At 62.5% G+C, this 26593-nt stretch carries 30 protein-coding genes; 16 read left to right on the top strand and 14 right to left on the bottom strand.

Annotated features, from left to right (window positions below):
• Positions 1-550 precede the first annotated feature (550 nt).
• Together L598_RS05625 and L598_RS05620 are read right to left on the bottom strand one after the other, a co-directional pair.
• Positions 551-1015: a YbaK/EbsC family protein gene (locus L598_RS05625; RefSeq protein ID WP_144860985.1), complete on the bottom strand. Its 465-nt coding sequence runs from the start codon at positions 1013-1015 to the stop codon at positions 551-553.
• Positions 1016-1237: 222 nt separating this feature from the next.
• Positions 1238-2068, bottom strand: coding sequence for a hydratase (locus L598_RS05620; RefSeq protein ID WP_144860984.1), 831 nt, complete (start codon positions 2066-2068; stop codon positions 1238-1240).
• Positions 2069-2213: 145 nt separating this feature from the next.
• Here L598_RS05620 and L598_RS05615 point away from each other — a divergent pair, with 145 nt between their 5' ends.
• Positions 2214-3011, top strand: a complete 798-nt coding sequence (locus tag L598_RS05615) for an META domain-containing protein (RefSeq protein ID WP_144860983.1) — start codon at positions 2214-2216, stop codon at positions 3009-3011.
• Between the two features lie 8 nt (positions 3012-3019).
• Here the strand turns inward: L598_RS05615 and L598_RS05610 are convergent, their stop codons facing one another.
• Together L598_RS05610 and L598_RS05605 are read right to left on the bottom strand one after the other, a co-directional pair.
• On the bottom strand, positions 3020-3568 hold the full coding sequence (locus L598_RS05610) for a YetF domain-containing protein (protein ID WP_144860982.1): 549 nt from the start codon (positions 3566-3568) through the stop codon (positions 3020-3022).
• 98 nt (positions 3569-3666) lie between these two features.
• Positions 3667-4716 carry an aldo/keto reductase gene (locus L598_RS05605; protein WP_144860981.1) on the bottom strand — a complete coding sequence of 350 codons (1050 nt, stop codon included), beginning with the start codon at positions 4714-4716 and terminating at the stop codon, positions 3667-3669.
• 280 nt (positions 4717-4996) lie between these two features.
• Here L598_RS05605 and L598_RS05600 point away from each other — a divergent pair, with 280 nt between their 5' ends.
• Positions 4997-6394: an MATE family efflux transporter gene (locus tag L598_RS05600; protein ID WP_144860980.1), complete on the top strand. Its 1398-nt coding sequence runs from the start codon at positions 4997-4999 to the stop codon at positions 6392-6394.
• 122 nt (positions 6395-6516) lie between these two features.
• On the top strand, positions 6517-7560 hold the full coding sequence (locus tag L598_RS05595; protein ID WP_144860979.1) for a DUF1176 domain-containing protein: 1044 nt from the start codon (positions 6517-6519) through the stop codon (positions 7558-7560).
• 6 nt (positions 7561-7566) lie between these two features.
• On the opposite strand, the gene L598_RS05590 is transcribed toward L598_RS05595, so the two are convergent.
• From L598_RS05590 to L598_RS05560, 7 genes are all read right to left on the bottom strand, one after another.
• Positions 7567-8433: an alpha/beta hydrolase gene (locus L598_RS05590; protein WP_144860978.1), complete on the bottom strand. Its 867-nt coding sequence runs from the start codon at positions 8431-8433 to the stop codon at positions 7567-7569.
• Between the two features lie 101 nt (positions 8434-8534).
• A complete protein-coding gene (locus tag L598_RS05585) occupies positions 8535-10154 on the bottom strand; it encodes a molybdopterin-binding/glycosyltransferase family 2 protein (protein ID WP_144860977.1) in 1620 nt (539 codons plus the stop codon).
• A complete protein-coding gene (locus tag L598_RS05580; RefSeq protein WP_144860976.1) occupies positions 10151-10864 on the bottom strand; it encodes an XdhC family protein in 714 nt (237 codons plus the stop codon). The genes L598_RS05585 and L598_RS05580 overlap by 4 nt, the downstream gene beginning before the upstream one ends.
• A gap of 2 nt (positions 10865-10866) precedes the next feature.
• Positions 10867-11202 carry an XdhC family protein gene (locus tag L598_RS05575; protein WP_144860975.1) on the bottom strand — a complete coding sequence of 112 codons (336 nt, stop codon included), beginning with the start codon at positions 11200-11202 and terminating at the stop codon, positions 10867-10869.
• 33 nt (positions 11203-11235) lie between these two features.
• Complete coding sequence (locus L598_RS05570) at positions 11236-12486, bottom strand: VWA domain-containing protein (RefSeq protein ID WP_144860974.1); 1251 nt, start codon at positions 12484-12486, stop codon at positions 11236-11238.
• Between the two features lie 5 nt (positions 12487-12491).
• A complete protein-coding gene (locus L598_RS05565) occupies positions 12492-13427 on the bottom strand; it encodes a MoxR family ATPase (protein ID WP_144860973.1) in 936 nt (311 codons plus the stop codon).
• Positions 13428-13461: 34 nt separating this feature from the next.
• Positions 13462-13962, bottom strand: coding sequence for a flavin reductase (locus L598_RS05560; protein ID WP_144860972.1), 501 nt, complete (start codon positions 13960-13962; stop codon positions 13462-13464).
• Positions 13963-14120: 158 nt separating this feature from the next.
• Here L598_RS05560 and L598_RS05555 point away from each other — a divergent pair, with 158 nt between their 5' ends.
• From L598_RS05555 to L598_RS05535, 5 genes are all read left to right on the top strand, one after another.
• Positions 14121-15194, top strand: a complete 1074-nt coding sequence (locus L598_RS05555) for a branched-chain amino acid ABC transporter substrate-binding protein (protein WP_144860971.1) — start codon at positions 14121-14123, stop codon at positions 15192-15194.
• A gap of 2 nt (positions 15195-15196) precedes the next feature.
• Positions 15197-16219: a P1 family peptidase gene (locus L598_RS05550; protein WP_144860970.1), complete on the top strand. Its 1023-nt coding sequence runs from the start codon at positions 15197-15199 to the stop codon at positions 16217-16219.
• A 3-nt stretch (positions 16220-16222) separates the two neighbouring features.
• Positions 16223-16951 (top strand): DUF2259 domain-containing protein, encoded by a 729-nt coding sequence (locus L598_RS05545; protein ID WP_144860969.1) that lies wholly within the window; start codon positions 16223-16225, stop codon positions 16949-16951.
• 77 nt (positions 16952-17028) lie between these two features.
• On the top strand, positions 17029-18336 hold the full coding sequence (gene purB / locus L598_RS05540) for an adenylosuccinate lyase (RefSeq protein WP_144860968.1): 1308 nt from the start codon (positions 17029-17031) through the stop codon (positions 18334-18336).
• A gap of 89 nt (positions 18337-18425) precedes the next feature.
• Positions 18426-18605, top strand: a complete 180-nt coding sequence (locus L598_RS05535; RefSeq protein WP_144860967.1) for a hypothetical protein — start codon at positions 18426-18428, stop codon at positions 18603-18605.
• A 36-nt stretch (positions 18606-18641) separates the two neighbouring features.
• Here the strand turns inward: L598_RS05535 and L598_RS05530 are convergent, their stop codons facing one another.
• Positions 18642-19451 (bottom strand): VOC family protein, encoded by an 810-nt coding sequence (locus tag L598_RS05530; protein WP_144860966.1) that lies wholly within the window; start codon positions 19449-19451, stop codon positions 18642-18644.
• A gap of 172 nt (positions 19452-19623) precedes the next feature.
• Here L598_RS05530 and L598_RS05525 point away from each other — a divergent pair, with 172 nt between their 5' ends.
• Positions 19624-20172 carry an alpha/beta hydrolase gene (locus L598_RS05525; RefSeq protein ID WP_144860965.1) on the top strand — a complete coding sequence of 183 codons (549 nt, stop codon included), beginning with the start codon at positions 19624-19626 and terminating at the stop codon, positions 20170-20172.
• Between the two features lie 11 nt (positions 20173-20183).
• Here L598_RS05525 and L598_RS05520 read toward each other — a convergent pair whose 3' ends face one another.
• Both L598_RS05520 and L598_RS05515 read right to left on the bottom strand, forming a co-directional pair.
• Positions 20184-20954 carry an HpcH/HpaI aldolase/citrate lyase family protein gene (locus L598_RS05520; RefSeq protein ID WP_144860964.1) on the bottom strand — a complete coding sequence of 257 codons (771 nt, stop codon included), beginning with the start codon at positions 20952-20954 and terminating at the stop codon, positions 20184-20186.
• Positions 20955-21037: 83 nt separating this feature from the next.
• Entirely contained in the window at positions 21038-21364 is a 327-nt protein-coding gene (locus tag L598_RS05515; protein ID WP_144860963.1) for a DUF1476 domain-containing protein, read from the bottom strand.
• Between the two features lie 232 nt (positions 21365-21596).
• Between L598_RS05515 and purC the strand changes: the two genes are divergently transcribed.
• The 7 genes from purC (at position 21597) to L598_RS05480 (ending at position 26539) form a co-directional block, all read left to right on the top strand.
• Positions 21597-22385 (top strand): phosphoribosylaminoimidazolesuccinocarboxamide synthase, encoded by a 789-nt coding sequence (gene purC, locus L598_RS05510; protein WP_144860962.1) that lies wholly within the window; start codon positions 21597-21599, stop codon positions 22383-22385.
• Positions 22386-22406: 21 nt separating this feature from the next.
• Complete coding sequence (gene purS / locus L598_RS05505; RefSeq protein WP_144860961.1) at positions 22407-22649, top strand: phosphoribosylformylglycinamidine synthase subunit PurS; 243 nt, start codon at positions 22407-22409, stop codon at positions 22647-22649.
• 6 nt (positions 22650-22655) lie between these two features.
• Positions 22656-22925, top strand: a complete 270-nt coding sequence (locus L598_RS05500) for a hypothetical protein (protein ID WP_348642733.1) — start codon at positions 22656-22658, stop codon at positions 22923-22925.
• Positions 22922-23590 carry a phosphoribosylformylglycinamidine synthase subunit PurQ gene (gene purQ, locus L598_RS05495; protein ID WP_144860960.1) on the top strand — a complete coding sequence of 223 codons (669 nt, stop codon included), beginning with the start codon at positions 22922-22924 and terminating at the stop codon, positions 23588-23590. The genes L598_RS05500 and purQ overlap by 4 nt, the downstream gene beginning before the upstream one ends.
• A gap of 41 nt (positions 23591-23631) precedes the next feature.
• Positions 23632-23994: a hypothetical protein gene (locus tag L598_RS05490; RefSeq protein WP_144860988.1), complete on the top strand. Its 363-nt coding sequence runs from the start codon at positions 23632-23634 to the stop codon at positions 23992-23994.
• A 71-nt stretch (positions 23995-24065) separates the two neighbouring features.
• Positions 24066-26300: a phosphoribosylformylglycinamidine synthase subunit PurL gene (gene purL / locus L598_RS05485; RefSeq protein ID WP_144860959.1), complete on the top strand. Its 2235-nt coding sequence runs from the start codon at positions 24066-24068 to the stop codon at positions 26298-26300.
• Positions 26301-26305: 5 nt separating this feature from the next.
• Positions 26306-26539 (top strand): BolA family transcriptional regulator, encoded by a 234-nt coding sequence (locus L598_RS05480; RefSeq protein ID WP_144860958.1) that lies wholly within the window; start codon positions 26306-26308, stop codon positions 26537-26539.
• The last annotated feature ends 54 nt before the right edge of the window (positions 26540-26593 follow it).

The following is a 26593-nucleotide window of genomic DNA, read 5'->3' as shown; positions in this document are numbered from 1 at the left end:
TCGCGCCCCGCTTCCCGACTGCCCTCATTCTCTCAATGGCCAGACCGGCAACGGGGCGTGGCAACGGGGAGGCATGTGCCGCTCCTCACCCTCCCCCTTGCGGGGAGGGTCGGCAAGCAATCGGGAGCAGAGCGAAGGATTGCGAGACGGGGTGGGGGTATAAAGCATCCGGCAATGATCATGGAACGGAAAGGACGAGGACTGGTGCGGTACCGAGGCTCATCAGCGACATTTCAGGTGCGGAAAGGGCGAGACCTGGATTCCCGCGACCCTTCCGCTGCTCGCTTCGCTCGCGTTCAGGGCACGGGAATGACGGCGGCATGGGCTGCCTCAGCCAATCGCGAAGGTCGGCGATCTGCCGATGCCGCCCCACCCTCGTCGTCCTCGACCTGGCAGCGCAGCGGAGAGTGTCGGGGGACCTAGGTCTCGACGGCCGATGACGGACGCGGATGGCAGGACGGAGCACAACACTCCGCGCAGAAACAAGGCTCCAGCCATGCCTCGGCAAGCCAGACGACCAGTTTCCTGCCATCTACGGAGCCGCTGCCTGTTACATGCTGATGTGGCCGTGCGGCACGCCATACATCATGCGGGCGAATTCATCACCGGGCACATGAATCAAGGTTCGATGGTCGCCGCCTTCGAACCAGATGTCGTCATGTTCCTCCAGCCCGTCGTCTACCACGCAAGCGAGCCGGTAGGGCACGCCCAGAACCGGCACGGCGCCCTCTTCGCAATCGGGGAACAATGCGCTCGCCTCGCTTTCGGTGGCGATCTCCACGCGGTCTCCGATGATCCCGCGCACCTTGTCGAGATCGACATAGCGGGAAGCAGGCAGAACAGCCAGCACATAGCCGTCGCCCCATCGCAGCACCACGCCCTTGGCAAGCGCGCTGCCCGGAATGTGACCGGCCTCGGCCGTCATCATCGAGCAGCTCGTTCTGGCATGCTTCGTCGCCTCATATGGGATGTGATTGTCGTCCAGATATTCCTGCACCGTTCGCGCGATACCCATGGCGCTTTCCTTTCACCGCGGGCAGCCGTGGTGGCGACCAGCTTTGTCTGCAAGGACATGGGAACGCGCGGGGCGCTAGCGGAACTGTATCCGCCCTGTGACCAGCACCTCGCATTTTCGTCGGCTGGCCGTCGCGCCGCCCTGCCCGAAGCCGGCGCGAATGGTCTTTCAGGATATACCCGCCGGAGAGAAGCCGCAACGAATCAGCTTGTCGCCAGCCGTCTACTCCATGCGCAAGCCGATGCCCGCGAGCGGCAGTCGGGTGAGTTCCGTCGTCCACACCTCGCCCGCGCGCACCGGGAAAGCACGCGTGATCGAGCCTGTCGTGACAAGATCACCCGCCTGCAGGTGGCGGCCGAAGAAAGCGCCATCAAAGCCATCGACAAAATGCCTGAGCGCGCTCAACGGTCCGTCCAGGACATTTTTGGCCGTGCCGCGGTCAATTGCGGTTCCGTCGCGATGCAGGATGACATCGAAATCGGCCAGCAATTCAAGCCAGTCGGACGCAGGCAGTTCGTCAACCGGCAACAGCGGCCCGGCCATCAGCCTCGCATGCATGGCAAAGGCCGCGACGGTATCCGCCGGCCGGAACTTCCAACCGGGATAGACCGACTGGACGATCTCGAATCCATGACCGACGGCATCGATGCAGCCCAGCAATTCCGCCTCGTTCATTCCCGCGCGGGGCGTCCCGGAAAGCCGGAACACGATCTCGGGCTCGACAAGCGGTTCCGTCAAGCGGCCAACGGTGCAGGCGGCCGGCTTGTCCGGACTGCCCGCCTCACCGAGCGTGCCGGCATAGACCGGCCCCCAGATTGGTGCATGCACGCCATATTCGTCCCAGATCGTGCTGTTGGTGAAGCCGATCTTCCAGCCGACGGGCTCCTCGCCCCGGGCCATCCTGCGGGCGGTGATCCTGCCCGAAATGCGATAGGCCTCTTCGAGCGAGAAGTCCGCGCGGCCGCTGCTGATCGTCTCGATCTGACGGGCATCATCCATGGCCGCGAGAATGCGCACCGCCAGCGTCTCGATCTCCGCCTCATTCATCGGCATCGCTGTCTCCTCCCCTTCCAGGCTTTGCGCAATCCTTCGCACCCGCGTCACAGCATGGCCGGGACTTGCGACGAAGCTCGCCGGCTTTACGCTCGGACGCCTTCATTCTACCCTGCCCCCGCCCGGCTCGTAAAAAGGATTCGCCATGGTCGCGCGTGCCTTCACCCTCCTTCTGTCCTTCGCCCTGACCGCGGGCATAGCCGCCATTGCGTCTATAGGGCCAGCATATGCGCAGGAAACGATGATCTCGATCAGCGGCAGCCTCACCTACCGTCAGAAGATTGCCTTGTCGGACAATAGCGTTGCGGTCGTCGAGATACGCGACGCTGCGCAGGCGGCAGGCGCCGAGGCCATAGCTGAACAGCGCATCGCGCTCGAAGGGCGGCAGGTGCCGGTGGATTTCAAGCTCGAGACGAACCGCTCCGGCTTCAAGCAGGGCACCGACTATGTGCTTCGCGGCGTGATCCTGAACGGTGCCGTCGCCACCTGGCTTACCGATCCGGTGCCAATCGACCCGAGCAAAGCCGAGATCGATGTCGGCATGCTGATGCTGAAACAGTCGAGCGAACCAGTACCGTTCGGAGCCGAGGAAGCGGTGACCCGGTTGCAGGACATTCAGGGCACGGAATGGATTGTGGAAGAGATCGGCGGCGGCGAAATCGTCGACAATTCGCGGGTGACGCTCAATTTCGGCATAGACGGTTCGCTCAGCGGCCGCGCATCCTGCAATACCTACAGGGCGAGCTACACCGCAGTCGGCCAGAAGCTGGAAATCGGCGATGCAGTCGCCACCATGATGGCCTGCGCCCCGGTCCTCATGGAACAGGAGCGCAAATTTCTTGACATACTGGCTGCGGTGAAGAGCTTCCAGCTGGATGACAGCGGCGCGCTGGTGCTCGATACCGAAGAGCATGGCGGCACGCTGGTCGCCCGCAGCGAATAGAGCCCAGCCTATACATCCGGCAGGGTGTTCTCGCCCTTGCGGGCCCGGCCATCGACGCGGAAGATGCTCAGCCGTCCTGCCGGTTCGAACCAGGCATGCTCCACCTCGCCGGTATTGCGTATGCCTTCGATTCGAAGGAGCGACATCAGTTCGCGCTTGGTGAGCGAGCCTGAGCCGAGCACCTCCTCCTTCACCTTGCCTTTCTCCACCACCAGGATGGGAACGCCTTCCAGCCTTTCCTCCAGCTTCCTGTCGCGGTTCAGTATCGAGGCCGTCGCCCGATGCAGCAGAATGACGACCGTGATGACGATGATGCCATGCAGGAGCGCCACATCGGGATAGAGCATCGGGTCGCCCGCCGCTGAGCCGACGGCGATCACCAGCACGAATTCGAACGGCCCGATCTGCCCGACGCCGCTCTGGCCCACCATGCGGGCAAGGAAGATCGTGTAGAAATACATTACAACCGTGCGAAGGGCGACTTCGACGAAGAAGCCTATATGCGCCGTATCGGACTCGCCGAAAAGGATGCGTGAAATCTCGGACAAAATGGACATTCGCCGACCCTCTCATTCAGACACCCGACAACGGTACCATCGGATGTCTGGTTCCCGGAACGGCATCATACGTCCCAAAAGGGCGGAGGCCCTTGGCGCTAAGGACAGGGATTGCCGACCTTCTGGTGGAGATCGTCCACGGCCTTCTGCATCTCTTCGGTCCAGGTCACCTCGCCCGCCGCCAGGGCAGCCTGAAGCTGCTCGATCGACGTTGCCCCGACGATGTTTGCGGTCACGAAGGGACGGCTGGTAACAAAGGCGCTGGCGAAAATCGCCGGCTCCAGACCGAAAGAGCGGGCTAGCTCGTTATAGGCGAGATGGGCCTCTGCCGCTCCGGGCTTCTCATAGCGCTGCAGGCGGTCGAAAAGCTGCTTGCGCGAACCCTCGGGAAGCGCGCCATGGTCGTATTTGCCGGTCAGATAGCCCTGCGCCAGAGGCGAATAGGCAAGCAGGCTGACATCCTCCCGGAAACACGCCTCGGCAAGGTTAACCTCGAAGGTGCGGTTGACGAGGTTGTAGGCGTTCTGGATCGAAACGACACGCGGCCCGATCCCCTTCTCGGCCTCCGAGATGAAGCGCATCAACCCCCAGGTGCTTTCGTTCGACAGGCCGAGATGACGGATCTTGCCGGCCTTCACCAGTTCGTCGAATACGGCCAGCGTTTCGGAAATCGGGGTCTCGTCGGCATCCGTTTCGGGATGTCCGTTGACCCGCGTGGGATTGGCACCCCATGGCGTGCGGCGCTCCGGCCAATGGATCTGGTAGAGATCGAGATAATCGGTCTGCAGCTTTGCGAGTGACTTGTCGATTGCATCGAAGATATCGGCTCGCACCAGCCTTGAGGGCCTGCTGCCGCGAAACCAGTCATTCTCCGTACGGCCGACCACCTTGGAGGCCAGGATGACCTTGTCGCGATTGCCTCGCGCCTTCATCCAGGTACCGATGATCGTCTCGGTCCGACCCTGGGTCTCGGCTTTCGGCGGAATGGGATAAAGCTCCGCCGTATCGACGAAATTGACGCCGTTTTCGAAGGCGAGATCAAGCTGTGCGTGGCCTTCGGCTTCGGTGTTCTGCTCACCGAAGGTCATGGTGCCAAGGCAAATCTTGGAAACGAGAATATCGGTGCGGCCGAGACGGCGCTTTTCCATGAAAGTCTCCTGAAGATCGGGCTGGCGGCGCGGGACAGAGCGCCATGGAGAGCCGCCACTATAGGCAACCCGAAACGACCCGCCAAGATGGAATGCTCCGCTTGCAGCAGAGCCGATTCATCAATCTGATTGGCCCTAAGGCAAAGGAAATTTGACTTGTTTGAGCCGGTCAAACCGCTAAAAGCATGGTGCCGGTGCGCCTTTTTGAACGCGGCCGTGCCTTTACGGCACCAAAACCGTGATTTTCACGACAAGTGCCGTCTCAAAGAAAGTCCCGGTCATGACGGCGGTGGTTTCAGGCGCAGGCGCGCCATCGGTCAAATCCTGGCTTGCCGAGGCACGCGCCACACTGGCGCTGGCCTGGCCCATGATTCTGACCAATCTAGCCCAGACCGCCATGACGGTGACCGACGTGATGATGATGGGCCGGCTTTCACCAGAAGCTTTGGCGGCCGGCACACTCGGTCACAACCTCTATTTCCTCCTGCTGATCTTCGGCCTGGGGCTGATGGTGGCCGCATCCCCGATGATGGCGAGCGCGCTTGGCCGCAAACTGCACTCGCTGCGCGAAGTCCGGCGAACGGCACGGCAAGGACTGTGGATGGCGATCGCCGTTTCCGTGCCCATCTGGCTCATTCTGTGGCAGGCAGAGACAATTCTACTGGCGATGGGCCAGGACCCTGCGCTGGCCGGAATCGCCGCGAGCTATGTACGCGCGCTGCAATGGGCAGTACTGCCCTTCTACGGCTATATCGTGCTGCGCTCCTTCATTTCGGCGCTGGAAAGGCCGCGCTGGGCCTTGGCGGTGGCCTTCTTCTGCGTCGCCTTCAACGTGCTCGCCAACTGGTGTCTGATGTTCGGCAATCTCGGCTTTCCGGCGCTCGGCGTGCCTGGCTCCGGCATAGCAACGACGCTTTGCAGCCTTCTGATGTTCTTTGGGCTGACAGCCGTCGTCTCCCTGGACCGCAATTTCCGCCGCTACCGTCTCTTCGGCCGATTCTGGCGGCCGGACTGGCCACGCTTTATTGCTCTCCTGAAACTCGGCCTGCCGATCGCCGGCATTCTCACTTTCGAGGTCTCGATCTTCAACGCCGCGGCGTTTCTCATGGGACTGATCGGCCCGGTTGCGCTCGCCGCCCACGGCATTGCGATCCAGATCGCCTCGGTCAGCTTCATGGTGCCTATGGGACTTGGCCAGGCGGCAACCGTTCGGGTTGGCCGTGCTTTCGGCGCGCGCGATGGCACTGCCGTCACCCGCGCCGGCTGGACCGCCTTCGTGATGGGCGTCAGCTTCATGGCTGCAATGGCGCTTCTGATGCTGCTTGCGCCACGCCTGCTGATCGGCGGTTTCATCAACCTCGAAGCGCCGGGGAATCAGGCCGTGATCAAGATGGCAATCACCTTTCTGGCCTTGGCTGCACTGTTCCAGATTGCCGACGGCGCACAGGCGGTCGCCAGCGGCATGCTGCGCGGCCTGCATGACACGACCGTGCCCATGATCTATGCCGCGATCGGCTATTGGGGCATCGGCCTGCCGCTCGGCGTCGTGCTGGCATTTCAGTTCGGTTACGGAGGCGTCGGAATCTGGCTCGGCCTTTTCATTGGCCTTGCCAGCGTGGCGGTCCTGCTGATCAGCCGCTGGCTTGGGCGCAACCGCCTTGTGCCTTTTTCTGCCTGAGCCGCTTCGTCTCCTAGGCGTATTAATCAGCCAAGAAAAGCGGTTCAATCGGGGACGAAAAGACGCTGCCGCCTCAATGACAAAATCGGCGCTATGATTCCGGTCCGTTACGGGAGGCCGCTATGAAATATCCGCTTTTCGGTGCCGCCGTTTTCAGTCTCGCGTCCATTGTCCCGGCGGCAGGCGCCGAACCGCCCTATCTCGACGACCGGTCGAGCGCGGAAGCGCTTGTCCGTTCCCTCTACAACGCCATCGACCGCAAGGAATATTCGCGTGCCTTCAGCTATTTCGCGGAACCGCCGTCGAAAGACCTGGAAACCTATGCCAAGGGCTATGCCGATACCGAATCCGTCGATCTGCTGACCGGCCAGGCGTCCAGCGAGGGTGCGGCGGGCAGCGTATACTATTCCCTTCCCGTGGCTATCCGCGCCACCGCCGCCGACGGCACGGAGCGCATGTTCGCCGGCTGCTATACCCTGCGGCTGGCCAATCCGCAGATACAGGAAAGCTCCTTCACGCCCCTGCATATCGAAAGCGGCGAGTTGAAGCCCGCCGAAGGCCCGCTGGAGGAAGCGCTGCCGGAAAAATGCGGTGACGGCCCCCCGGCGCCGCCGGTTGATGCCACGCTGGAGCGGGCCCGGAAAGCTTTCGCCGCTAGCTATGGCGGCATCTGCGATTCCCCTTCGGTCGATGCGGATGATGGCGCGGCGGAGCCGCAAACCTATCCCATCTCCTTCAACTATCCTTATGACGAGGAAAGCGAGCCCAGGCGCGAGGCGAAGCTTTTCCGCTTCTGGTGCATGACGGGCGCATATAACGAGGTGCATGTCTACTACCTGGCAAGTGACAGCGGCGAGGTCAGCCAGCTCCAGTTCGCCACGCCGGAACTCGATATCCGCTACGAAAACGACGACCCGGAAGGAGCCGTGCGGGAAGTGAACCTCATCGGCTTTACCGCGCAGGACCAGTTGGTGAATTCCGAATATGATGAGGCCACACTGACCCTCACCTCCCATGCCAAATGGCGGGGGGTCGGAGACGCTTCGGAGAACGGCACCTGGATCTTCCGCTCGGGCACCTTCTCCCTCGTCAAGTATGACGTCGACGCCTCCTATGACGGAGAGATCAATCCCGAAACGGTGATCGACTATCACGGCGGGCCATAACCGTCCTTATGGCCGGGCCGACAGCATCCAGTTCAGGGTTTCGCGCCAGTCGGTCATGCGGATCGGGGTGCCATGCGTGCCGGTCTCGAAGCGCACGAACCGGGCCGGGTAGCCAGGCGCTTTCTCCCGGATCGATCTGAAAAAGGCTTCCTGCTTTTCGACAGCAAAGACCGTGTCACGGCTGCCATGGCTGAAAAAAAGCGGCACGCGTCTTTTGAAGGCTGTACTTTCGAAAAATCGGCTATCCCACAGGGATCCAAGTAGAAGAAGGCCGCTCAATTGCCGAGCAGCCGCCGGATCATGGGCGAGCCGCCAGCACAGCGCCCCACCCATGGAGCCGCACGCGACGAAGACCGGCGCATGCGGAGACCTGCTCGCATAAAGGGATATGAGCGCCGCGATCTCGGCCGCACCTTTGGTCTCGAAATCGGAAAAGTCCGGTGAAAGGTAAAGGCCGCCGTTGCGGCCCATCAGGTTCTTGATGCGGTTGAAATTGCCGCCGAAGGTAAAGTCGTCTGCTCCCTGCTTGCGGCTGCCGCCCTGCCCGTGCAGGTAGACGACGATCATGCTGGCCCCTTCCCGCCGACCGACGGCGACGTGAGGTATTTTGCCGGCACCGGTTTCGGCCACCAGATCCTGCTGCATGGAGCGGATACCGGTCGAGATGTAGCGGCCATGAGCACGGCGCTCCGGGATCTGGTCACGGCCATTGATATCGCGCATTTCGCGATAGTCGACGACGCGATAGGCGCCGCCGTCACTTTGCGAAAGGATGGCCGGATAGGCGAAAAGCTGGTCCTTGTAGGGAGCGAGCTGGAACGCGTCTGCGGGATTGGCGAGGAGGAAGACGGAGAGGAAGAGAAGAGTTGCCAACGGGTAGCTGGTTTGGGGCTTACGACCCACTCGCGTGACGAAGGCATTCTTCCTGCCTCCCTCTGGCCTCTCAGCAACCGTACTGAATATCATCAGCCGCACTACTGCCCCTGCGGGCTCAACACGCCGCCGGCCTCGCGCAGGGCTTCCGGCGTATCGACATCAATGCTGGCGGCTTCTCCGATCTCCACGTCGATCACCTCCAGCGGGCTCGACTCCACCACCTGCCGGGCACCGGTGTCGCCTTCGAGGTTCTCGATTTCGCCAAAGAGCGCCCGCGGCAGAAGAACAGGATTGCCGCGCTTGCCGTTATGGGCCGCACGGACCACGGCCTTCCCCCCGGAAGCGGCGAAGGCTTCAATGAGCATGTCGAGATCCGCCGTAGTTATTCCGGGCATGTCGGCAAGGACGATCAGCGCCCCGGCAACATCAGCCGGAAGCGCGTGGATTCCGGCCTTGAGCGAGCTTGCAAGGCCGCTGGCATAGTCCGGATTTTCCACGAGCTTCACATCAAGATTTGACACCAGCCTTTTGATTTCATTTGCCTGGTGACCGGTCACGACGATGGTGCCGGCGACCTTGGAATTGACAATGCGGCCGGCGGTGCGCCGAGCCAGCGGAACACCGGCAAAATCAGCGAGCAGTTTGTTGCCGGCGCCCATGCGGCTCGACTTTCCGGCGGCAAGCAGCACCGCCCAGACGGAATCGCCTTCCGGCTTGCGAATGGATTCACGCGGTTGCGGACGCGTCGGGATTTCCATCAGAAGGCCGCCGACGCCCATGCCGCCGATGTCCTCCGAAGTCACCTCCACGCCCGCCATGAGCCGGTCCAGCACCCAGTCGAAGCCGTTCAGCTTCGGACTGCGGGCGCAGCCGGGGGCGCCAATGACCGGCTTGCCATCGAGCGAGCCCAATACCAGCAGATTGCCGGGATCGACGGGCATACCGACGCGCTCGACGTGGCCACCGGCCTGACGGATAGCCGCCGGTATCACATCGTCCTCGTCGCATATCGCCGAGGCGCCGAAGACGAGCACGAGGTCGTTGTCCCTCGCCAGTTCGCCAATCACCTTGGCGACGGCATCCTGCTCGTGGCGCGGCCGCAACTCCCTGGTGACGGAACCGGAAGAACGCTCCAGACGCGAAGCGGTGGTGCGGGCCGTCTTGTCGAGCACGCTTTCCTTGAGGCTCGGCAGCACCGTCTGGGCAAGGCCAATCCGGCGCGGCGCGAAGGGATGAACGGAGAAGGCTTCGCTGCCTCGCGCGATCTCCGAGGCCCGCTCCACGAGCGGGCCGGGCACGGCAAAAGGAATGATCTTGACCGTGGCCACCATCTGACCGGCCTCGACACGCGCATATTGCGCCACCGTCGCGATGGTCACCGCCGGGTCGATGCCATTGATTGCGTCGATCAGATCCTTGTCGACGGTGAAGATGCCGGCCTTTTCGGCATGCAGGTTGACGCGGCCGGTCGCTGCCGGCTTCATCTCGACATTCGCCGTGCGAAGCGCCTGCGCGATCCGTGTCGCGGCAACATCCTCGTCGAGGTCGTCGGTGCCGAGCACAGCGGCAGTCACCTCGGCAATGCCGGCTTCCTGCAACAGGGCAATATCTTCAGCCGTCAGCCGATGGGCTTTGCGGAGACGTTTTCCGCCCGCCATGGTGGCATGCGCCAATATCGCGCCTTCCGCTTGCCCGACCGGTACCGGTCCGAATTTCATGCCGCCTTGCCTCTGGCCGTCCGGCTTTCCAGGCCGCGCGAGCGCAGCGCGAGGATGATCTGGGCCAATATGGCTACCGCGATCTCCTGCGGGCTGGAGGCTCCGATATCCAGGCCGATCGGCGCATGAATGGCTTCGATAGCCGACGAAGAAATCCCCATGCCCGTCAGCCGTTCAACACGACTGGCGTGAGTCTTCCGGCTGCCCAGCGCGCCGATATAGAAGCATCCGGCCTCCAGGGCGGCCTTCAGCGCCGGATCGTCTATCTTCGGGTCATGGGTGAGTGCGGCCAGCGCGGTAAAGGTATCGAGCGGACGGCGCTCCAGCACCTCATCGGGCCATTCCGCATAAAGCGGCACATCCGGGAAGCGTTCCGGCGAGGCGAAGGCCGTGCGCGGATCGATAATCTCCATGTCGAAGCCGGCGATCCTGGCCATCGGAGCCATAGCCTGGCTGATATGGACAGCGCCGATCACCACCAGCCGTGGCGGAGGAACATGGACGTTCAGGAAATAGCTGCGGTTCTCGATCTCGACCGAACCCGACCTGCCCGACCGGAAGGCTTTCGAAATCGCCTCCCCCAATTCTCCGGTGACCGGATCACCTTCGAGAATCACGCGGTCGCGGCCGTCGCCGAGATCGGTGAGCAGAACCACCGCCCGCCTTTCGCGCCGGGCCGCGTTGAGCTTCTTGAGGGAATAGGGGTCCATGATCAGCCGAGCCGTTCGACATAGACTTTGATGCGGCCGCCGCAGGAAAGGCCGACGCGCCAGGCGGTCTCGTCGGCCACACCGAATTCCAGCATGCGTGGCTTGCCGTCTTCCAACACCTCCGCCGCCTCGGCCACGACTGCGCCTTCGACACAGCCGCCGGAAACGGAACCCTCGAAATTGCCCTCAGCGTCGATCACCAGGTGGCTGCCGATGGGGCGTGGCGCCGAGCCCCAGGTTTCCACCACCGTGGCGATGACGACATCCCTGCCGTCCTTCATCCAGTCCTCGGCGATCATCAGCGGATCGCGCGTCTCGGTCACTGCTGTTTCCTGCATGGGAGCCTCCTGCAGAATGTTATCCGTATATGGTCATGCCGCGGCGTCCTTGCCAAGCCACAGACGCGGATCCGCAACCCGCGGCCGCTCAGAGCCGAGCGAGTCGCAGAGGTCCGAAAGCGCGTTCAGGGTGTGGACCGGCCGGAACTCGTCCACATGCGGCAGCATCGCCCTCACCCCACGCGCCCGCGCCTCGAAGGCGTCGAAACGCAACAGCGGGTTGAGCCAGATCAGCCGCCGGCACGACTTGTGCAGCCGCTCCATCTCGCGGCCGAGATGCTCGACATTGTCACGCTCCAGCCCGTCGGTGATCAGCAGCACGACCGCGCCCTGGCTCAGCACCCGGCGCGACCAGAGCCGGTTGAACTCGCCGATCGCCTCCCCGATCCGCGTGCCGCCCGACCAGTCGCGCACGGCCTGCGCGCATTCGGCAAGCGCCTCGTCGGGGTCGCGGTGGCGCATCTGGCGGGTGAGATTGGTGAGCCTCGTGCCGAACACAAAGCTGTGCACACGCCGACGCTTCTCGGTCAGCGCATGCAGGAAATGCAGGAAGATGCGCGTGTACTGGCTCATGGAGCCGGAAATATCGGCGATCGCCACCAGCGGCGGRKGGACCAGCCGTTGCGACCGGAAGCGCGGCAGGATGATGTCGCCGCCGGKACGCAAGCCGGTGCGCATCATGGCGCGCGGGTCCGTGCGGGGGCCACGCGGGTCCGGCCGGAAGCGGCGTGTGCGAACAAGGTCGAAAGGCAATGTCAGCGTGGAGATGGCACGCTTGGCGTCGGCAAGCTCCGTGGCCGTCATCTGCGCGAAATCGCGGTCGCGCAGCACCTCGTTGCCGGAAAAGGTGAAACGGGCATCGATCTCCAGTTCCGGTATTTCGCGCGCTGGCTGCTTTTTGCGATGCGCTTCGAATAAGGCATCGCCGACGCGCGTCTCGGCCGCGCGCGGCTTTTCCTTTTCGCGCATGTCGGGCGCGACCGGTGAAAACATGGCCAGCATCTTCTCGATGAGCTCGCGCGAGCGCCAGAAGAGCCGGAAAGCCTCGTCGAAGATCGCATGATCCTCGTGCCGCGTCACCAGGACCGCGTGAAGGGTCCAGTAGAAATCTTCACGCGTCGAGATGCCCGCGGCCAGCACCGCCTCTATGGCGTCTTTCACCGCCGCCGGCCCGACACGCAGGCCGGCCTTGCGCAAGGTGCGGGCGAAATAAACGATATTGTCGGCAATCCGCCCGTCCGGCTTGGCGGCGTTGGGGAGAGGATCGCTGAAATTGTCTTGCATGGCGCTCAGGCCGCGGAAAGCTCGGCCTTCACCTCGTTCAGTATGCGCCGCCCCTCGCCCTGCTCTATGCGGGCAATGTCGTCCTGATATTTGAGCAGCACGCCGAGCGTGTCGGAAACCGTCTCGGGATCGAGCGCGACCTTGTCGAGTTCCGTCAGCGCGCCGGCCCAGTCGATGGTCTCGGCCACGCCGGGAACCTTGAAGAGATCCATCTCGCGCAGCCTCTGGATGAAGCTCACCACCTCCGCCGAAAGCCGTCTGTTGGCGTTCGGCACCTTGCGGTGCACGATCTCCAGCTCGCGTTCCGCATTCGGGTAGTCGACCCAATGGTAGAGGCAGCGGCGCTTCAGCGCATCGTGGATTTCGCGGGTACGGTTGGTGGTGATAATGACGATCGGCGGCTCTTCGGCGCGGATGGTGCCGAGTTCGGGGATTGTCACCTGATAATCAGACAGGATTTCGAGAAGGAAGGCCTCGAAGGCCTCGTCGGTACGATCGAGTTCATCGATCAGGAAAACCGGCGCCTGTCCCGCCGTCCCGCTCAGGGCGTCGAGCACCGGCCGGCGGATCAGATATTTTTCCGCGAAGACATTGCGCTCCATGGCATCGCGATCGACGCCGCCGGCGGCCTCCTCCATGCGGATTTCGATCATCTGGGCGGCATAGTTCCACTCATAGACCGCCGAGGACACATCCAGGCCCTCGTAGCATTGCAGGCGGATCAGCCGGCGGCCGAGAGAGCTGGCCAGGACCTTGGCGATCTCGGTCTTGCCGACACCCGCCTCGCCCTCGAGAAAAAGCGGGCGGCGCATCTTGAGGCTGAGATAGAGCACCGTCGCCAGCGAACGCTCGGCGACATAATCGGCAGCGGCAAGAAGCTCCATCGTCTCGTCGATGGATTGCGGAAGGCCGCGCGGGGCGAGTTCTGCCGGCTTGGCCATGCCGTCTCCGGAAGATGCGGGTGCCATCCTGCGTTCACCCCTGCAACACGCGATAGCCGCGATCGTGATAGATCAGCGGCTTGAGGTTAGCGCCCACGCGCAAGCCTGTCACCTTGCCGAAATAGACCCGATGGGTGGCGAAGTCCTTCGCCTCGACAAGCTGGCAGTCAAAAATCGCCATCGCGTCTACCAAAGTCGGCGCGCCGGTGGAAAGCGTGTCCCATTCACCAAGCGCGAAGCGCTCGTCCTGCGACAGGGCGGTAAGTCCGGAAAAAGCGTCTGAAAGCTCCCTGTGGCCGGACGAAAGCGTATTCAGCGCGAAAACGCCATTGTGCAGGAAGAGATCGTTGCTGGTGTTCTGCCGGTTCAGGCAGACCAGCACCGTCGGCGGATTGTCCGAGACCGAGCAGGCCGCAATCACGGTTACGCCTCGCCGCCCCGCCTCGCCGTCGGTGGTCACCACATGGACGGCGCCGGCGAAATGGGCCATGGCGTCGCGATAATCCTGCGGCTCGATATCTTTGATTTTCAGCACGACCGATCCCGTATACTGCATTCAATATAGGTTGAAGCACTTTGCTCACAAGCATGAGCCTGCTCCAATAGCGTGTTGCACGGCGCGCCGCCAGCATTTACCAGTTTGCCGGGTTCGCGCTCAGTGACCGGTCATACGGGGGAAACAGACTGCCTTCCATGCGCCTCGCTTCTCTCTTCCTGTTCATGGCAGCCGGATTCGCTTCCGGTGCTGCGCATGCATTGGAAATGAGGATCGGACTTTCCGCGCCCCTGACGGAAACCGCCGAGCGGCTGGGTCAGCAATTGCGGCAAGGGGCCGAGGCAGCCGCGTCAGCCATCGGGCAGCATGATGTCAGCCTTGCGGTCGCGGACGACCGATGCAGCGCCGAGGCGGGAGCCGCGGCGGCACGGCAGTTCGTCGAGCAGCGCGTCTCCGTCGTCATCGGTTTCCTCTGCACCGAATCGATCGAGGCCGCATTGCCGATCCTGAAAGATGCGGGCATTCCCGTAATAACGCCCGGCGTGAGAACCAACAGTCTGACGGACAATCGCGAAAGGACCGGGTGGCCGGTCTACCGGCTGGCCCCTCGTGCGGACCAGGAGGAAAAGGCCGTAGCCGAGATCGTCATCGACCGCTGGCGCAACCAACATTTCGCTATTATCGACGACGGCACGATCTATGGCCGCAACCTTGCCGAAAATCTTCGCGCCGCGGCGGAGTTGCAAGGCTTGAAGCCGGTCTTCATCGATACTTACCGCCCGCAACTCGACAATCAGATCGGGCTCGTCGGACGGTTGCGCAGGGCCGGTGCGACCCATGTCTTCGTCGGCGGAGACCGCAGCGATATCGCCATCATCGCGCGCGACGCCGCCTCGCTGGACTACGAGCTGGCAATCGCCGGGGGCGAGGCATTGCGCGCGGAAGGCAACTCCGTGCCGCTGGCGCGCGGCGTGCTGATGATCGGTCTGCCTCTCCCCGCCGAGATTGCGTCGGAGGATGCGCTGCAAGCACTCGAAGCCGCCAATATCGTGCCGGACGGCTATGCCATTCCCGGTTATGCCGCCCTGCAGGTTGCTGTCGCGGCCCTGGAGCAGGCGGAAACGGAAAACAGGCCCGTTGCGGAAATCCTTTCCTCGTCGGAATTCGAAACGGCCCTCGGACCGGTGAATTTCGACGAAAAGGGCGATCCGGCGCAAAACCCTTATCGTCTCTTCCGTTTCGACGGCGCCGAATTCATGGAAGTGCAATAGAAATGCCGACAAAGACTCGCTCGGGACCGAACAATCTCATCACGGACGTGGCCGGCCTGCGGGTCGGCAACCATTCGGACAAGCGCCTGAAATCCGGCGTGACGGTCGTGATCTGCGACGAGCCGGCGGTCGCCGGTGTGCAGGTATTGGGCGGTGCTCCGGGAACGCGGGAAACCGATCTCCTGGAGCCGCATAATTCCGTCGAACGCGTCAATGCGCTGGCGCTTTCCGGCGGCTCGGCCTTCGGGCTCGATGCCGCCTCCGGCGTGCAGGCCTGGCTGCGCGAGCAGGGAGCGGGCTTCGAGATCGCAGGCCACCGCGTTCCGATCGTGCCTGCGGCCATCCTGTTCGACCTGCCGAATGGCGGTGACAAGGACTGGGGGCGCCATTCGCCGTATAGGGAATTCGGCTTCGAGGCGGCAGGCAATGCAGGAACCAGCTTCGACATCGGAACGGCCGGCGCGGGCGCCGGGGCAATGGTCGCCGGACTGAAGGGCGGCCTCGGCTCCGCCTCGACCGTCATGGAAAACGGCATCACGCTCGGCGCATTGGTAGCCGTAAACGCCGTCGGTTCGGTCACGGTTGGCCGCAGCCCGCATTTCTGGGCTGCTCCTTTCGAGATCGGCGGGGAGTTCGGCGGCCTCGGCCTGCCCTCGCCCATGCCGGACGATGCGCAGGAAGTCATCCTGAAAGGCCGCGAGATCGTAAAGGCAGGCGCCAACACCACCATAGGGATCATCGCAACCGATGCGGAGCTCACCAGCGCGGCCGCCAAGCGGCTTGCAATCGCCGCCCATGACGGCTTCGCACGAGCGATATGGCCGGCCCACACACCGGTCGACGGAGATCTCGTCTTTGCCCTTGCCACAGGACGCAATAAAACCGCGCTCGACCTCGAGACATCCATTGATTTCTACGCTGCTGCGGCACAGACCATGGCGCGGGCGATCGCCCGCGGGGTCCATGCGGCCACGGCCGAACCCGGCGATCTCCTGCCGGTGTGGCGCTCGCGGATAAAAGGATAGGATATGCGTTTTCGCATCGGATCAATACTGGTCACGGCGTTCAGCGCCCTCGCCTCGTCCGTATATGCCGACGACACCGCCTCGGTTGAAGTGCTCGGCTTCAGCGAGGACGGCAGGATCTTCGCCTTCGAGGAATACGGGATCCAGGATGGCTCCGGGTTTCCCTACGCCAACCGCTTCTATATCGACACCACGAAGGATGGATTCGTTGCCGGAACGCCGATCCGGGTGCGGCTGGACGACGAAGGCGCCAGTCTCGATGCAGCGCGCGAGGAAGCCAGGGAGGCCGGCCAGTCGATCCTCGCTGACGAGGAATTGCAGGAAAATCGCGGAAACACCGCAGGCTGGAACCCGGTAACTGAGTATTCGGCCGATCCGAAACGCATCAGCGTCAATCCGAGGCCAGTATTTCCGCCAGTCGATGACGCGCTTGAGTTCCGGCTGGAGGAACTGGCGCTGGAGCCGCCGGAACACTGCGATGCGCTCGGCGGCGACATTGTCGGCTTTCGCCTTACGCGGATAGCCACCGTACCCGGCGAACAGACGGAAATCATACACGAGGACAAGATGGTACCCTCGAGCCGCCGTTGTCCGCTCGGTTATCAGATCGGCGGCGTACAGACCTTTTTTCCCGCCGAAGGCCCGCCAGTCTTCGCCGTCCTCGTTGCCATCAGAAGCTTCGGCTTCGAAGGGCCGGACTATCGCTGGATGGCAGTGACGGGACGGTTTTGAGGCGCTTCTTGCGTTGAGCAAGCCGCCGGGGTCTGGTACGAGCCAGGCGACAGAATTCTTCGATATGGGCCAAAAGCATGATTCCGCGCTATTCGCGACCTGAAATGGTCGCCATCTGGTCGCCCGAGACCAAGTTCCGCATCTGGTTCGAGATCGAGGCGCATGCCTGCGACGCACTGGCGGAGCTAGGCATCATCCCGGCCGAGGCCGCAAGGACTATCTGGGAAAAAGGCGGCAAGGCCGAATTCGACATCGCCCGAATCGACGAGATCGAGCGCGAGACGAAGCATGACGTCATCGCCTTCCTGACACATCTGGCCGAAATCGTCGGCCCCGATGCCCGCTTCGTGCATCAGGGCATGACCTCGTCGGACGTGCTGGACACCTGCCTGAGCGTGCAGCTCAAGCGGGCCAGCGACATATTGCTGGCCGATCTCGACGCCCTGCTCGCGGCGCTGGAAAAACGCGCATTCGAGCACAAGGATACGGTGACCATCGGCCGCAGCCACGGCATCCATGCAGAGCCAACGACCTTCGGCGTCAAGCTGGCCTATGCCTATGCGGAATTCTCCCGCTGCCGGGAACGGCTGGTCAGGGCGCGCGACGAAGTCGCCACCTGCGCCATTTCCGGCGCGGTCGGCACTTTCGCCAATATCGACCCGCGCGTCGAAGAGCATGTGGCCGAAAAGCTTGGTCTGAAGCCCGAGCCAGTCTCGACGCAGGTCATTCCGCGGGACCGCCATGCCATGTTCTTTGCCACCCTCGCCGTCATCGCCTCGTCGGTGGAGCGCCTCGCGACCGAAATACGCCATCTGCAGCGCACGGAAGTTCTGGAGGCGGAGGAATACTTCTCGCCGGGCCAGAAGGGCTCGTCGGCAATGCCGCACAAGCGCAACCCCGTATTGACCGAGAACCTGACCGGCCTCGCCCGCATGGTCCGCGCCTTCGCCCAGCCGGCAATGGAGAATGTCGCGCTATGGCACGAACGCGACATCTCGCATTCCTCGGTCGAGCGCATGATCGGACCGGATGCGACCGTCACTCTCGATTTCGCCCTCGCCCGGCTGACGGGCGTGGTGGAGAAGCTGGTGGTCTACCCCGAGAACATGATGAAGAATCTCGACCGCTTCCGCGGCCTGGTGCATTCGCAGCGCGTTCTGCTGGCACTGACCCAGGCAGGTGTCAGCCGCGAGGACGCCTATCGGCTGGTGCAGAGAAACGCCATGAAGGTCTGGGAAGAAGGCGCTGATTTTCTTCAGGAACTCCTCGCGGACAAGGACGTGCGGGCAGCTCTATCCGAAGACGACATCCGCAAGAAATTCGACCTCGGCTATCACACCAAGCATGTCGAAACGATCTTCAAGCGGGTGTTTGGCCGCGCCTGAAGGATCGGGAATCCGCAATATTGACCTTTGGGAACCCGGCTTCCCCGTCGGCGTTTATGCTCCGGCTGGTTCAGTAACGGAGAGCAGAAATGACCGAGGGCGAGGTCGCGACGCATAAAGGCAATCGGGCGCGGTGGTTCATGGCGGGAGTCGTCGCGACCTGTCTCATGTTCGCAGGGTTCATGTATCTCGATGGTTACTTTAACGAGAGCAGCGCGGAAGGTGTAACTGCCGACATGCCGAAGGGGATACTTCTCGAGAAGAAATGACCTTGGCGGAGTAGCGCGAAGCCCAATCTTGCCCACTTATCCGGTGACCGGAGAAAGCCTGATTTCGGTGCCCCAGGGATCCTCGAACAGCTTCGTCGCAGTGGCATTCCTGTCCTGCAGTTCCACCCAGGCCAGCCCCGTGCGATGAGGATCGCGTCTGCCCGCGCCGACGCTGCGCCAGGAATTGGCGCCGATATGATGGTGATAGCCGCCGGAAGAAAGGAATACGGCCGCGTCGCCATAGCGCGCCATGGTGGCGAAGCCCATTTCGCCGTTCCACCAGTCCTCGGCCTTTTTCGGATCGCCGACACGCAGATGAACATGGCCGACCACGCTGCCATCCGGCGCGCCTTTCCACCTATCTCCCTCCGAAATCGTGCCGAGGAGAGCTTCGATATCGAGCGGAATGGTCGCCATTTCGACCTCGGAGCCCTTCATCGGCCACTGTTCGCGCGGACGGTCGGCATAGATCTCAATGCCGTTGCCCTCCGGATCGGTCAGATAAAGGGCCTCGCTGACCAGATGATCCGATGCCCCGTCTATCCTGATGCGCTTTTCGATCGCATGACGGATCCAGCGCGCGAGATCCTCGCGGGCCGGCAACAGAAAGGCCGTGTGGAACAAGCCGGCAGCACGCGGATTGTCCGGCTCGGCGCTCCGGTCCTCCTCGATTTCCAGAAGCGGGCGCTGGCCGGTCCCAAGCACGATGTTGCCATCGGTGCGGGAAAGCTCAGTGAGACCGATCACCTCCCGGTAGTAGCGCGCAAGCGCGTCGGCGTCGCGCGCCTTCAATCCGACCCTGGAAACGCTGACGGGCGTCGTCACGGCAAAGGGCAAGGGACTCATTCAGACTCCTTTCGGCGGATTTCGCCTTTTTGTCATTAGGTCGGGAAAGGAAGGAGCCGGGCAAGATGGCTGATTGCAGACACGCTGTTCAGTAAACCGAAACATAGCCGCGCGGCATGTCTGCAAAGAGTGCCTGTTGCGAAGCCAAAAGCGCATGGTTACATCCGGGACCATGAAAGCCAAGGACGCAGACATCCTCATCATTCCGGGATATACGAATTCCGGTCCCGACCATTGGCAAAGCCGGTGGCAGGCCCGGCTTTCCACCGCCCGCCGCGTGGAACAGGAGGAATGGTCGAAGCCGGTACGCGAGGATTGGGTCGCGAAAGTGGCGGAGGCGGTGAACGAGGCCGTGAAACCGGTGGTGCTGGTTGCTCATTCTCTCGGTGTGCCGACGGCAATTCATGCCTTGCCCGAATTTCGCAAACCGGTCGCGGGCGCCTTCTTCGTAGCCCCGCCCGATGTCGCGAATGGCAACATCCGGCCGAAACACCTGATGACCTTCGGACCCTATCCGCGCGATCCCTTGCCCTTTCCTTCGGTGACCGTGGCGAGCCGCAACGACGATTTTTGTGCCTTCGAGGTCGCCGAGGATGCGGCCGCCGCCTGGGGTTCACTCTTTCTCGACGCCGGCCATGCCGGACACATCAACGCCGAATCGGGCTACGGCCCATGGCCGGAAGGCTCCATGGCCTTCGCCAAATTCCTGTCGAAGCTGTAGGCGCGACCCGCCTATTCCATTGACGCGCGGGCGTCGGCAAGCAGGGCTTTCGCCCCCAGCGCCATGTATCGCGCCTCATTGCCGACGGCGAAGAGGTTGAAGCCCATGCCGGCAAAGCGGCCGACAAGGCCCGGATCAACCACGTAGATCGCCGCCAGCTTGCCGGCATTCGTTGCTCGCTCGACGATGGTCGCGATGGCCGCCATCATGTCCTCGAGGGTGGGATTAACGGTGCGGCCGCCGGACCATGCGATGGAAAAATCGGAAGGGCCGACGAATACGCCGTCTATGCCAGGGACGCCGAGGATTCCGTCCAGCGCCTCCAATGCGGCGCGCGTCTCGATCATGGCAAAAGCGAGCGTGTCGCGATTGGCCGATTCCAGCCATGCCTGCTGGTCCAGGGTACCTTTGCGGGGCATAGCGAAACTGGGCCCCCAGGAGCGCTGGCCGACCGGCGGATATTTCATGGCGGCAGCGAAAAGACGCGCATCCTCGACAGAATTCACCATGGGAGCGATGACCGCTTCGGCGCCGAAATCCAGCGCCCGGCTCGCCATGTCGAAGCGGCCGACCGGAATTCTGACAATGCCGTGCCGGCCCTTGGTGCGAATCGGGAACAGGCACCGCAGCACGCTGTCCTCGTGGTGCCCGCCATGCTGCATGTCGAGCGTCACGGCGTCGAATTCCGCCGCAGCCAGCATCTCGGCCGTTATGGCGTCCGGAATGGCTGACCATGAGGTAAAAAGCGTTTCGCCCGCCCGCAGGCGCTCGGCTAAGGACATGAAACAGAATCCCGGGTCAAAAAATTCGCTCGCGAATGTGGCGAAGGGCAGACTTCGGCACAGGAGCCCGTACGGGGGCTACTTTACTGCTGGCTCTTCTGGATGTCTTCGACGGCCTGGGCCAGCAGCTCATCCATGGTGCGGCGAATCTGATGATCCGATTGGGCAACGCCCGCCGCGTCGAAATCCTTGCGGACCTTGCGGAAGACGTCGTGATCGCCGGCTTCCTCGAAATCGGCATTCATGACTTCGCGCGCATAGGCCTCGGCTTCGTCCCCGCTTTTGCCGAGTTTCTCGGCCGCCCAGAGGCCGAACAGCTTGTTTCGGCGGGACATTGCCCTGAATTTCAGTTCCTCGTCGCGGACGAACATCCGCTCGAAAGCTTCCTCGCGATCCTTCATCGATGTCATTTGCATTCCTCCGGCTTCGGCGACACATAGATGAATATGCACTTCCCGGACAGAAATCAAAGGCTGCGAGAGGATCGACTTTGTCGCACAGGAAACCGGTTGACGGGAGCAAATGGCAATTGAGCCGCGCGCCTGTTTGCGCTAGAGACCGCCTTGAAACCTGTCTCGCGTCCTCGATTTTGCCGCGTCATGCCGAGACGGCACCGTCAGACGCTCCAGACCAGAGAAAACAATGAATCGTCGCCGCCGTATCTACGAAGGCAAGGCCAAGATCCTTTACGAAGGACCGGAGCCTGGCACGCTGATCCAGTTCTTCAAGGACGATGCAACCGCCTTCAACAAGAAGAAACATGAGATTGTGGACGGCAAGGGCGTCCTCAACAATCGCATCTCGGAATTCATCTTCGAGCACCTGAACCGCATCGGAATTCCGACGCATTTCATCCGCCGCCTCAATATGCGGGAGCAATTGATCAAGGAAGTCGAGATCATCCCGCTCGAAGTGGTGGTGCGCAATGTTGCCGCCGGATCGCTGGCGAAGCGGCTCGGCATCGAGGAAGGCACGATCCTGCCGCGCTCGATCATCGAATTCTACTACAAGGCCGATGCGCTGGACGATCCGATGGTATCGGAAGAGCATATCACCGCCTTCGGCTGGGCGAACCCGCAGGAAATCGACGACATCATGGCGCTCGCCATCCGTGTCAATGATTTCCTTTCCGGCCTTTTTCTGGGCGTCGGCATCCAGCTTGTCGATTTCAAGATGGAATGCGGACGGCTCTGGGAAGGCGACATGATGCGCATCGTCGTTGCCGACGAGATTTCGCCGGATTCCTGCCGGCTCTGGGATGTCGCCACAAAGGACAAGCTCGACAAGGATCGTTTCCGCCGCGACATGGGAGGACTCGTCGAGGCCTATCAGGAAGTGGCACGCCGCCTCGGCATCATGAACGAGAACGAGCCGGCGCGGCCTTCGGGTCCCGTGCTGGTTTCGTCCAAGGACAACAAGACCCGTCACTGACCGTTCGGAGTATTTGCAGCCGTGATCAAGGCCCGCGTCACCGTTACGCTGAAGAATGGCGTTCTCGATCCGCAGGGAAAAGCGATCGAGCACGCGCTTGCCAGCCTTGGCTTTTCCGGCGTCGGCTCGGTTCGCCAGGGCAAGGTGTTCGACCTGGAGCTGGAAGGCGCAGACAAGGGCAAGGCCGAAGCCGAATTGAAAGCCATGTGCGACAAGCTTCTGGCGAATACGGTGATTGAGGATTACACTGTAAGCATAACCTGAGGTTGTATGGAGCTTGCGGTGGCCGACGTTACGAACGAATTGATGTACGAGCTGTCGAAGAAGATCCACTTCAGGCTGGATAAGATCGACGCCGGAATAGATGAGTTGCGCCACAGCCATGGTGCCATGCGCGGTCATATGATCTCGATACAGACCGATATCTCGAATATCTATGCCAGCATCGCCCGCCATGACGATCGTTTTGATCGCATAGAACGGCGTCTGGAACTGCGTGAACTGGCCGAAGCCCAAGCCAAATTCGACAGAGACAAATGAAATCAGCCGTTGTCCTCCTCCCCGGCCTGAATCGCGACCGAGACATGATCGCGGCGCTGACGAAGATTTCCGGCAAGCCGCCGCTGACCGTCTGGCAGACGGACACGGAAATCCCCGATGTCGACCTGATCGTCATTCCGGGCGGCTTTTCCTATGGCGACTATCTGCGCTGCGGCGCAATTGCCGCGCGCATGCCGGTCATGCGGGCCGTGGCGGAGAAGGCTGCCAGGGGAACGCTCGTCATGGGCGTGTGCAACGGCTTCCAGATCCTGCTTGAGGCGGGCCTCCTGCCGGGCGCCCTGATGCGCAACGCCTCGCTGAAATTCGTCTGCCGCGAGGTGAAGCTGGAAGTCGCCAATGCCAACACCGCCTTCACGCGTGGCTACAGCCCGAACCAGATCATCCGCTGCCCCGTCGCGCACCATGACGGCAATTATTTTGCCGATGCGGAGACGCTTGCGCGCCTTGAGGGAGAAGGCCAGGTGGTCTTCCGCTATGCCGAAGGCACCAACCCCAACGGCTCGATCAACGATATTGCCGGTATTGTCAGCGAGGGCGGAAACGTTCTCGGACTGATGCCGCATCCGGAAAACCTGATCGAATCCGCCCATGGCGGAACGGATGGACGTGCGCTGTTCGAGGGCCTGGTGGGGAAAGCCGCGTGAGGGCGGCACTTGCGACCGCAGCGGCACTTGGCGCGGCGATCATGCTTCCCGCCTGCCAATCGGCGCCAAGCAAGCCGGCCCCTTCTTCGGGTAAGAGCGCGGCGCTGCGCAACATGGAACAGGTGGCGACGGCCGCGCATCGATGCTGGTTCGCCTCCGGCGACCCGGCTTTCCGGGAGTACAGTTTCGCCAACGAATTGAACTCTTTCTCCGGGCGTCCGCGCTTCCTGCTTGTCCCGAAAGGCGATTTCGGTGGACGGCCGCTGCTCGTCGTGCAGGCCGAGGGACCGGCCGGCGAGGTCCATGCCTTCGGCCCGCTCCTGGATGGCAAGCATGGCCGCCGCATCAGCGCCGATGTGAAGCGCTGGGCGAGCGGCGACAGCGGCTGCGGAAGCGCGGCATGAAGAATTCGAACCATAGCAGCTCTCCATACCTCCCTCGGGAGTGGTAAAATCACGGCAGCGGCAAGCAGCACATGAATATCCGCAACGACTTTCCCATCACGCCCGAGCTTGTTGCCTCCCATGGTCTCAAGCCGGACGAATATCAGCGCATTCTCGACCTGATCGAACGCGAGCCCACCTTCACCGAGCTCGGCATTTTCTCGGCCATGTGGAACGAGCATTGCTCCTACAAATCATCGAAGAAATGGCTGAGGACGCTGCCGACCAAGGGACCGCGCATCATCCAGGGACCGGGCGAGAATGCCGGCGTGGTCGATATAGGCGATGGCGACTGCGTGGTCTTCAAGATGGAGAGCCACAACCACCCCTCCTATATCGAGCCATATCAGGGGGCTGCGACCGGCGTCGGCGGCATCCTGAGGGATGTGTTCACCATGGGCGCGCGCCCCGTGGCGGCAATGAACGCGCTGCGTTTCGGCGAGCCTGATCATCCGAAAACCCGCCATCTGGTCGCTGGCGTCGTGGCCGGCATCGGCGGCTATGGCAATTCCTTCGGGGTACCGACGGTCGGTGGAGAGGTGAATTTCGATGCCCGCTACAACGGCAACTGCCTCGTCAACGCCTTTGCCGCCGGCATCGCCAAGACCGATGCGATCTTCTACTCCAAGGCGGAAGGCGTCGGCCTTCCCGTCGTCTATCTCGGTGCGAAGACGGGCCGCGACGGCGTCGGCGGCGCGACCATGGCCTCGGCAGAATTCGACGAAAAGATCGAGGAAAAACGGCCGACGGTGCAGGTCGGCGATCCCTTCACCGAAAAATGCCTGCTGGAAGCCTGCCTCGAACTTATGGCTTCCGGCGCGGTGATCGCGATCCAGGATATGGGCGCGGCAGGCCTCACCTGCTCGGCCGTCGAAATGGGCGCCAAGGGCGATCTCGGCATCGAGCTCGACCTCGACAAGGTGCCGGTGCGCGAGGAGCGCATGACCGCCTATGAGATGATGCTGTCGGAGAGCCAGGAGCGCATGCTCATGGTGCTGCGGCCCGAAAAGGAGGCCGAGGCGGAGGCCATCTTCCGCAAATGGGGGCTCGATTTCGCCATTGTCGGCCGGACGACGGACGATCTTCGCTTCCGCGTCCTGCACCAGGGCAAAGAGGTCGCCAACCTGCCTATCAAGGATCTGGGCGACCAGGCCCCGGAATACGACCGGCCATGGGTGGAGCCCAAGGCCCCTGCCCCGCTTGCGGACGACGATGTGCCGGAAGCCGACACGGCGGATGCGCTGCTTGCTCTCCTCGCCTCGCCGGATCTTTCGAGCCGCCACTGGGTCTGGGAACAGTATGACACGCTGATCCAAGGCAACTCACTTCAGATACCGGGCGGCGATGCCGGCGTGGTGCGGGTCGACGGCCATCCGGCCAAGGCGCTCGCCTTCTCTTCAGACGTGACGCCCCGCTATTGCGAGGCCGACCCGTTCGAAGGCGGCAAGCAGGCGGTGGCCGAATGCTGGCGCAACCTGACCGCCACGGGCGCCGAGCCGCTCGCCGTGACCGACAACCTGAATTTCGGCAATCCGGAGCGGCCCGAGATCATGGGCCAGTTCGTCAAGGCCATTCAGGGCATCGGTGACGCCTGCCGGGCGCTCGATTTCCCGATCGTGTCCGGCAATGTCTCGCTCTATAACGAGACCAATGGCCAGGCCATCCTTCCAACCCCCACCATCGGCGGCGTCGGTCTTATCGATGACTGGTCACACATGGCGCGCATCCGCTTCGCCGCCGAGGGAGAAACGATCCTGATTCTCGGTGCGCCAAAATCGCTTGGCAGCCATCTCGGGCAATCCGTCTATATGCGCGAGATTCACGGGCGGACAGACGGTCCGCCGCCGCCGGTGGATCTGGTACATGAGAGGAAGATTGGCGATTACGTTCGAGGCCTGATCCGCAAGGGCGTGGCAACCGCGGTCCATGACTGCTCCGATGGCGGCCTGGCGGTCGCGCTGGCCGAGATGGCGATGGCTTCCGGCATCGGTGCGAAGATCGATCTGCCGGCCGGTGAGGACGTGACCAGGGCGCTGTTCGGCGAGGACCAGGGACGCTATGTGGTGACGGTCGCGCTCGATCCCGACAGCGACGAATGCAAGGCTTTGCTCGAGGAACAGGAAAAGCTTGGGATTCCGGCAAGCATCATCGGCAGGACCGGCGGCCGCGAATTGAAACTCGGCCAGGCGCGTGCCATATCAATCGAGGATATGAAAGCGGCGCATGAGGGATGGTTTCCGGGCTATATGGGAGCCGAAATAGGGTAACTCGAATGGCGATGCAGGCGCATGACATCGAGCGGATGATAAAGGCCGCTATTCCCGATGCAAAAGTCACGATCCGTGATCTCGCCGGCGATGGGGACCACTATGCCGCCGAAGTGGTGGCGGAAAGTTTTCGCGGCAAGTCGCGCGTTCAGCAGCATCAGATGGTCTATGACGCGCTGAAGGGAAATATGGGCGGTGTCCTCCACGCCCTCGCCTTGCAGACCAGCGTACCGGATTGAGCGGCGGTCCTTTCCCCCTCTTCAAGTATCGGTGAGATGTCGGCAGCCGAAGGC

It is taken from the genome of Mesorhizobium sp. J18 (assembly GCF_007829525.1).
Classification (GTDB): Bacteria; Pseudomonadota; Alphaproteobacteria; order Rhizobiales; family Rhizobiaceae; genus VLJP01.
Note: the sequence above shows the minus strand (reverse complement) of the source record. Positions and strands in the feature narration are given on the sequence as shown.

Bases quoted from the DNA above. Each gene is read 5' to 3' on its own strand.
- L598_RS05530 (WP_144860966.1), bottom strand. From the start codon at position 19,451: ATGAGTCCCTTGCCCTTTGCCGTGACGACGCCCGTCAGCGTTTCCAGG.
- L598_RS05620 (WP_144860984.1), bottom strand. From the start codon at position 2,068: ATGCCGATGAATGAGGCGGAGATCGAGACGCTGGCGGTGCGCATTCTC.
- purQ (WP_144860960.1), top strand. From the start codon at position 22,922: ATGAAATCAGCCGTTGTCCTCCTCCCCGGCCTGAATCGCGACCGAGAC.
- L598_RS05595 (WP_144860979.1), top strand. From the start codon at position 6,517: ATGAAATATCCGCTTTTCGGTGCCGCCGTTTTCAGTCTCGCGTCCATT.
- purL (WP_144860959.1), top strand. From the start codon at position 24,066: ATGAATATCCGCAACGACTTTCCCATCACGCCCGAGCTTGTTGCCTCC.
- L598_RS05580 (WP_144860976.1), bottom strand. From the start codon at position 10,864: ATGGACCCCTATTCCCTCAAGAAGCTCAACGCGGCCCGGCGCGAAAGG.
- L598_RS05520 (WP_144860964.1), bottom strand. From the start codon at position 20,954: ATGTCCTTAGCCGAGCGCCTGCGGGCGGGCGAAACGCTTTTTACCTCA.
- L598_RS05500 (WP_348642733.1), top strand. From the start codon at position 22,656: ATGGAGCTTGCGGTGGCCGACGTTACGAACGAATTGATGTACGAGCTG.
- L598_RS05585 (WP_144860977.1), bottom strand. From the start codon at position 10,154: ATGAAATTCGGACCGGTACCGGTCGGGCAAGCGGAAGGCGCGATATTG.
- L598_RS05555 (WP_144860971.1), top strand. From the start codon at position 14,121: ATGCGCCTCGCTTCTCTCTTCCTGTTCATGGCAGCCGGATTCGCTTCC.
- purC (WP_144860962.1), top strand. From the start codon at position 21,597: ATGAATCGTCGCCGCCGTATCTACGAAGGCAAGGCCAAGATCCTTTAC.
- L598_RS05605 (WP_144860981.1), bottom strand. From the start codon at position 4,716: ATGGAAAAGCGCCGTCTCGGCCGCACCGATATTCTCGTTTCCAAGATT.
- purB (WP_144860968.1), top strand. From the start codon at position 17,029: ATGATTCCGCGCTATTCGCGACCTGAAATGGTCGCCATCTGGTCGCCC.
- L598_RS05575 (WP_144860975.1), bottom strand. From the start codon at position 11,202: ATGCAGGAAACAGCAGTGACCGAGACGCGCGATCCGCTGATGATCGCC.
- L598_RS05515 (WP_144860963.1), bottom strand. From the start codon at position 21,364: ATGACATCGATGAAGGATCGCGAGGAAGCTTTCGAGCGGATGTTCGTC.
- L598_RS05490 (WP_144860988.1), top strand. From the start codon at position 23,632: ATGCTTCCCGCCTGCCAATCGGCGCCAAGCAAGCCGGCCCCTTCTTCG.
- L598_RS05610 (WP_144860982.1), bottom strand. From the start codon at position 3,568: ATGTCCATTTTGTCCGAGATTTCACGCATCCTTTTCGGCGAGTCCGAT.
- L598_RS05550 (WP_144860970.1), top strand. From the start codon at position 15,197: ATGCCGACAAAGACTCGCTCGGGACCGAACAATCTCATCACGGACGTG.
- L598_RS05565 (WP_144860973.1), bottom strand. From the start codon at position 13,427: ATGGCCAAGCCGGCAGAACTCGCCCCGCGCGGCCTTCCGCAATCCATC.
- L598_RS05600 (WP_144860980.1), top strand. From the start codon at position 4,997: ATGACGGCGGTGGTTTCAGGCGCAGGCGCGCCATCGGTCAAATCCTGG.
- L598_RS05615 (WP_144860983.1), top strand. From the start codon at position 2,214: ATGGTCGCGCGTGCCTTCACCCTCCTTCTGTCCTTCGCCCTGACCGCG.
- L598_RS05480 (WP_144860958.1), top strand. From the start codon at position 26,306: ATGGCGATGCAGGCGCATGACATCGAGCGGATGATAAAGGCCGCTATT.
- L598_RS05625 (WP_144860985.1), bottom strand. From the start codon at position 1,015: ATGGGTATCGCGCGAACGGTGCAGGAATATCTGGACGACAATCACATC.
- L598_RS05535 (WP_144860967.1), top strand. From the start codon at position 18,426: ATGACCGAGGGCGAGGTCGCGACGCATAAAGGCAATCGGGCGCGGTGG.
- L598_RS05525 (WP_144860965.1), top strand. From the start codon at position 19,624: ATGAAAGCCAAGGACGCAGACATCCTCATCATTCCGGGATATACGAAT.
- L598_RS05545 (WP_144860969.1), top strand. From the start codon at position 16,223: ATGCGTTTTCGCATCGGATCAATACTGGTCACGGCGTTCAGCGCCCTC.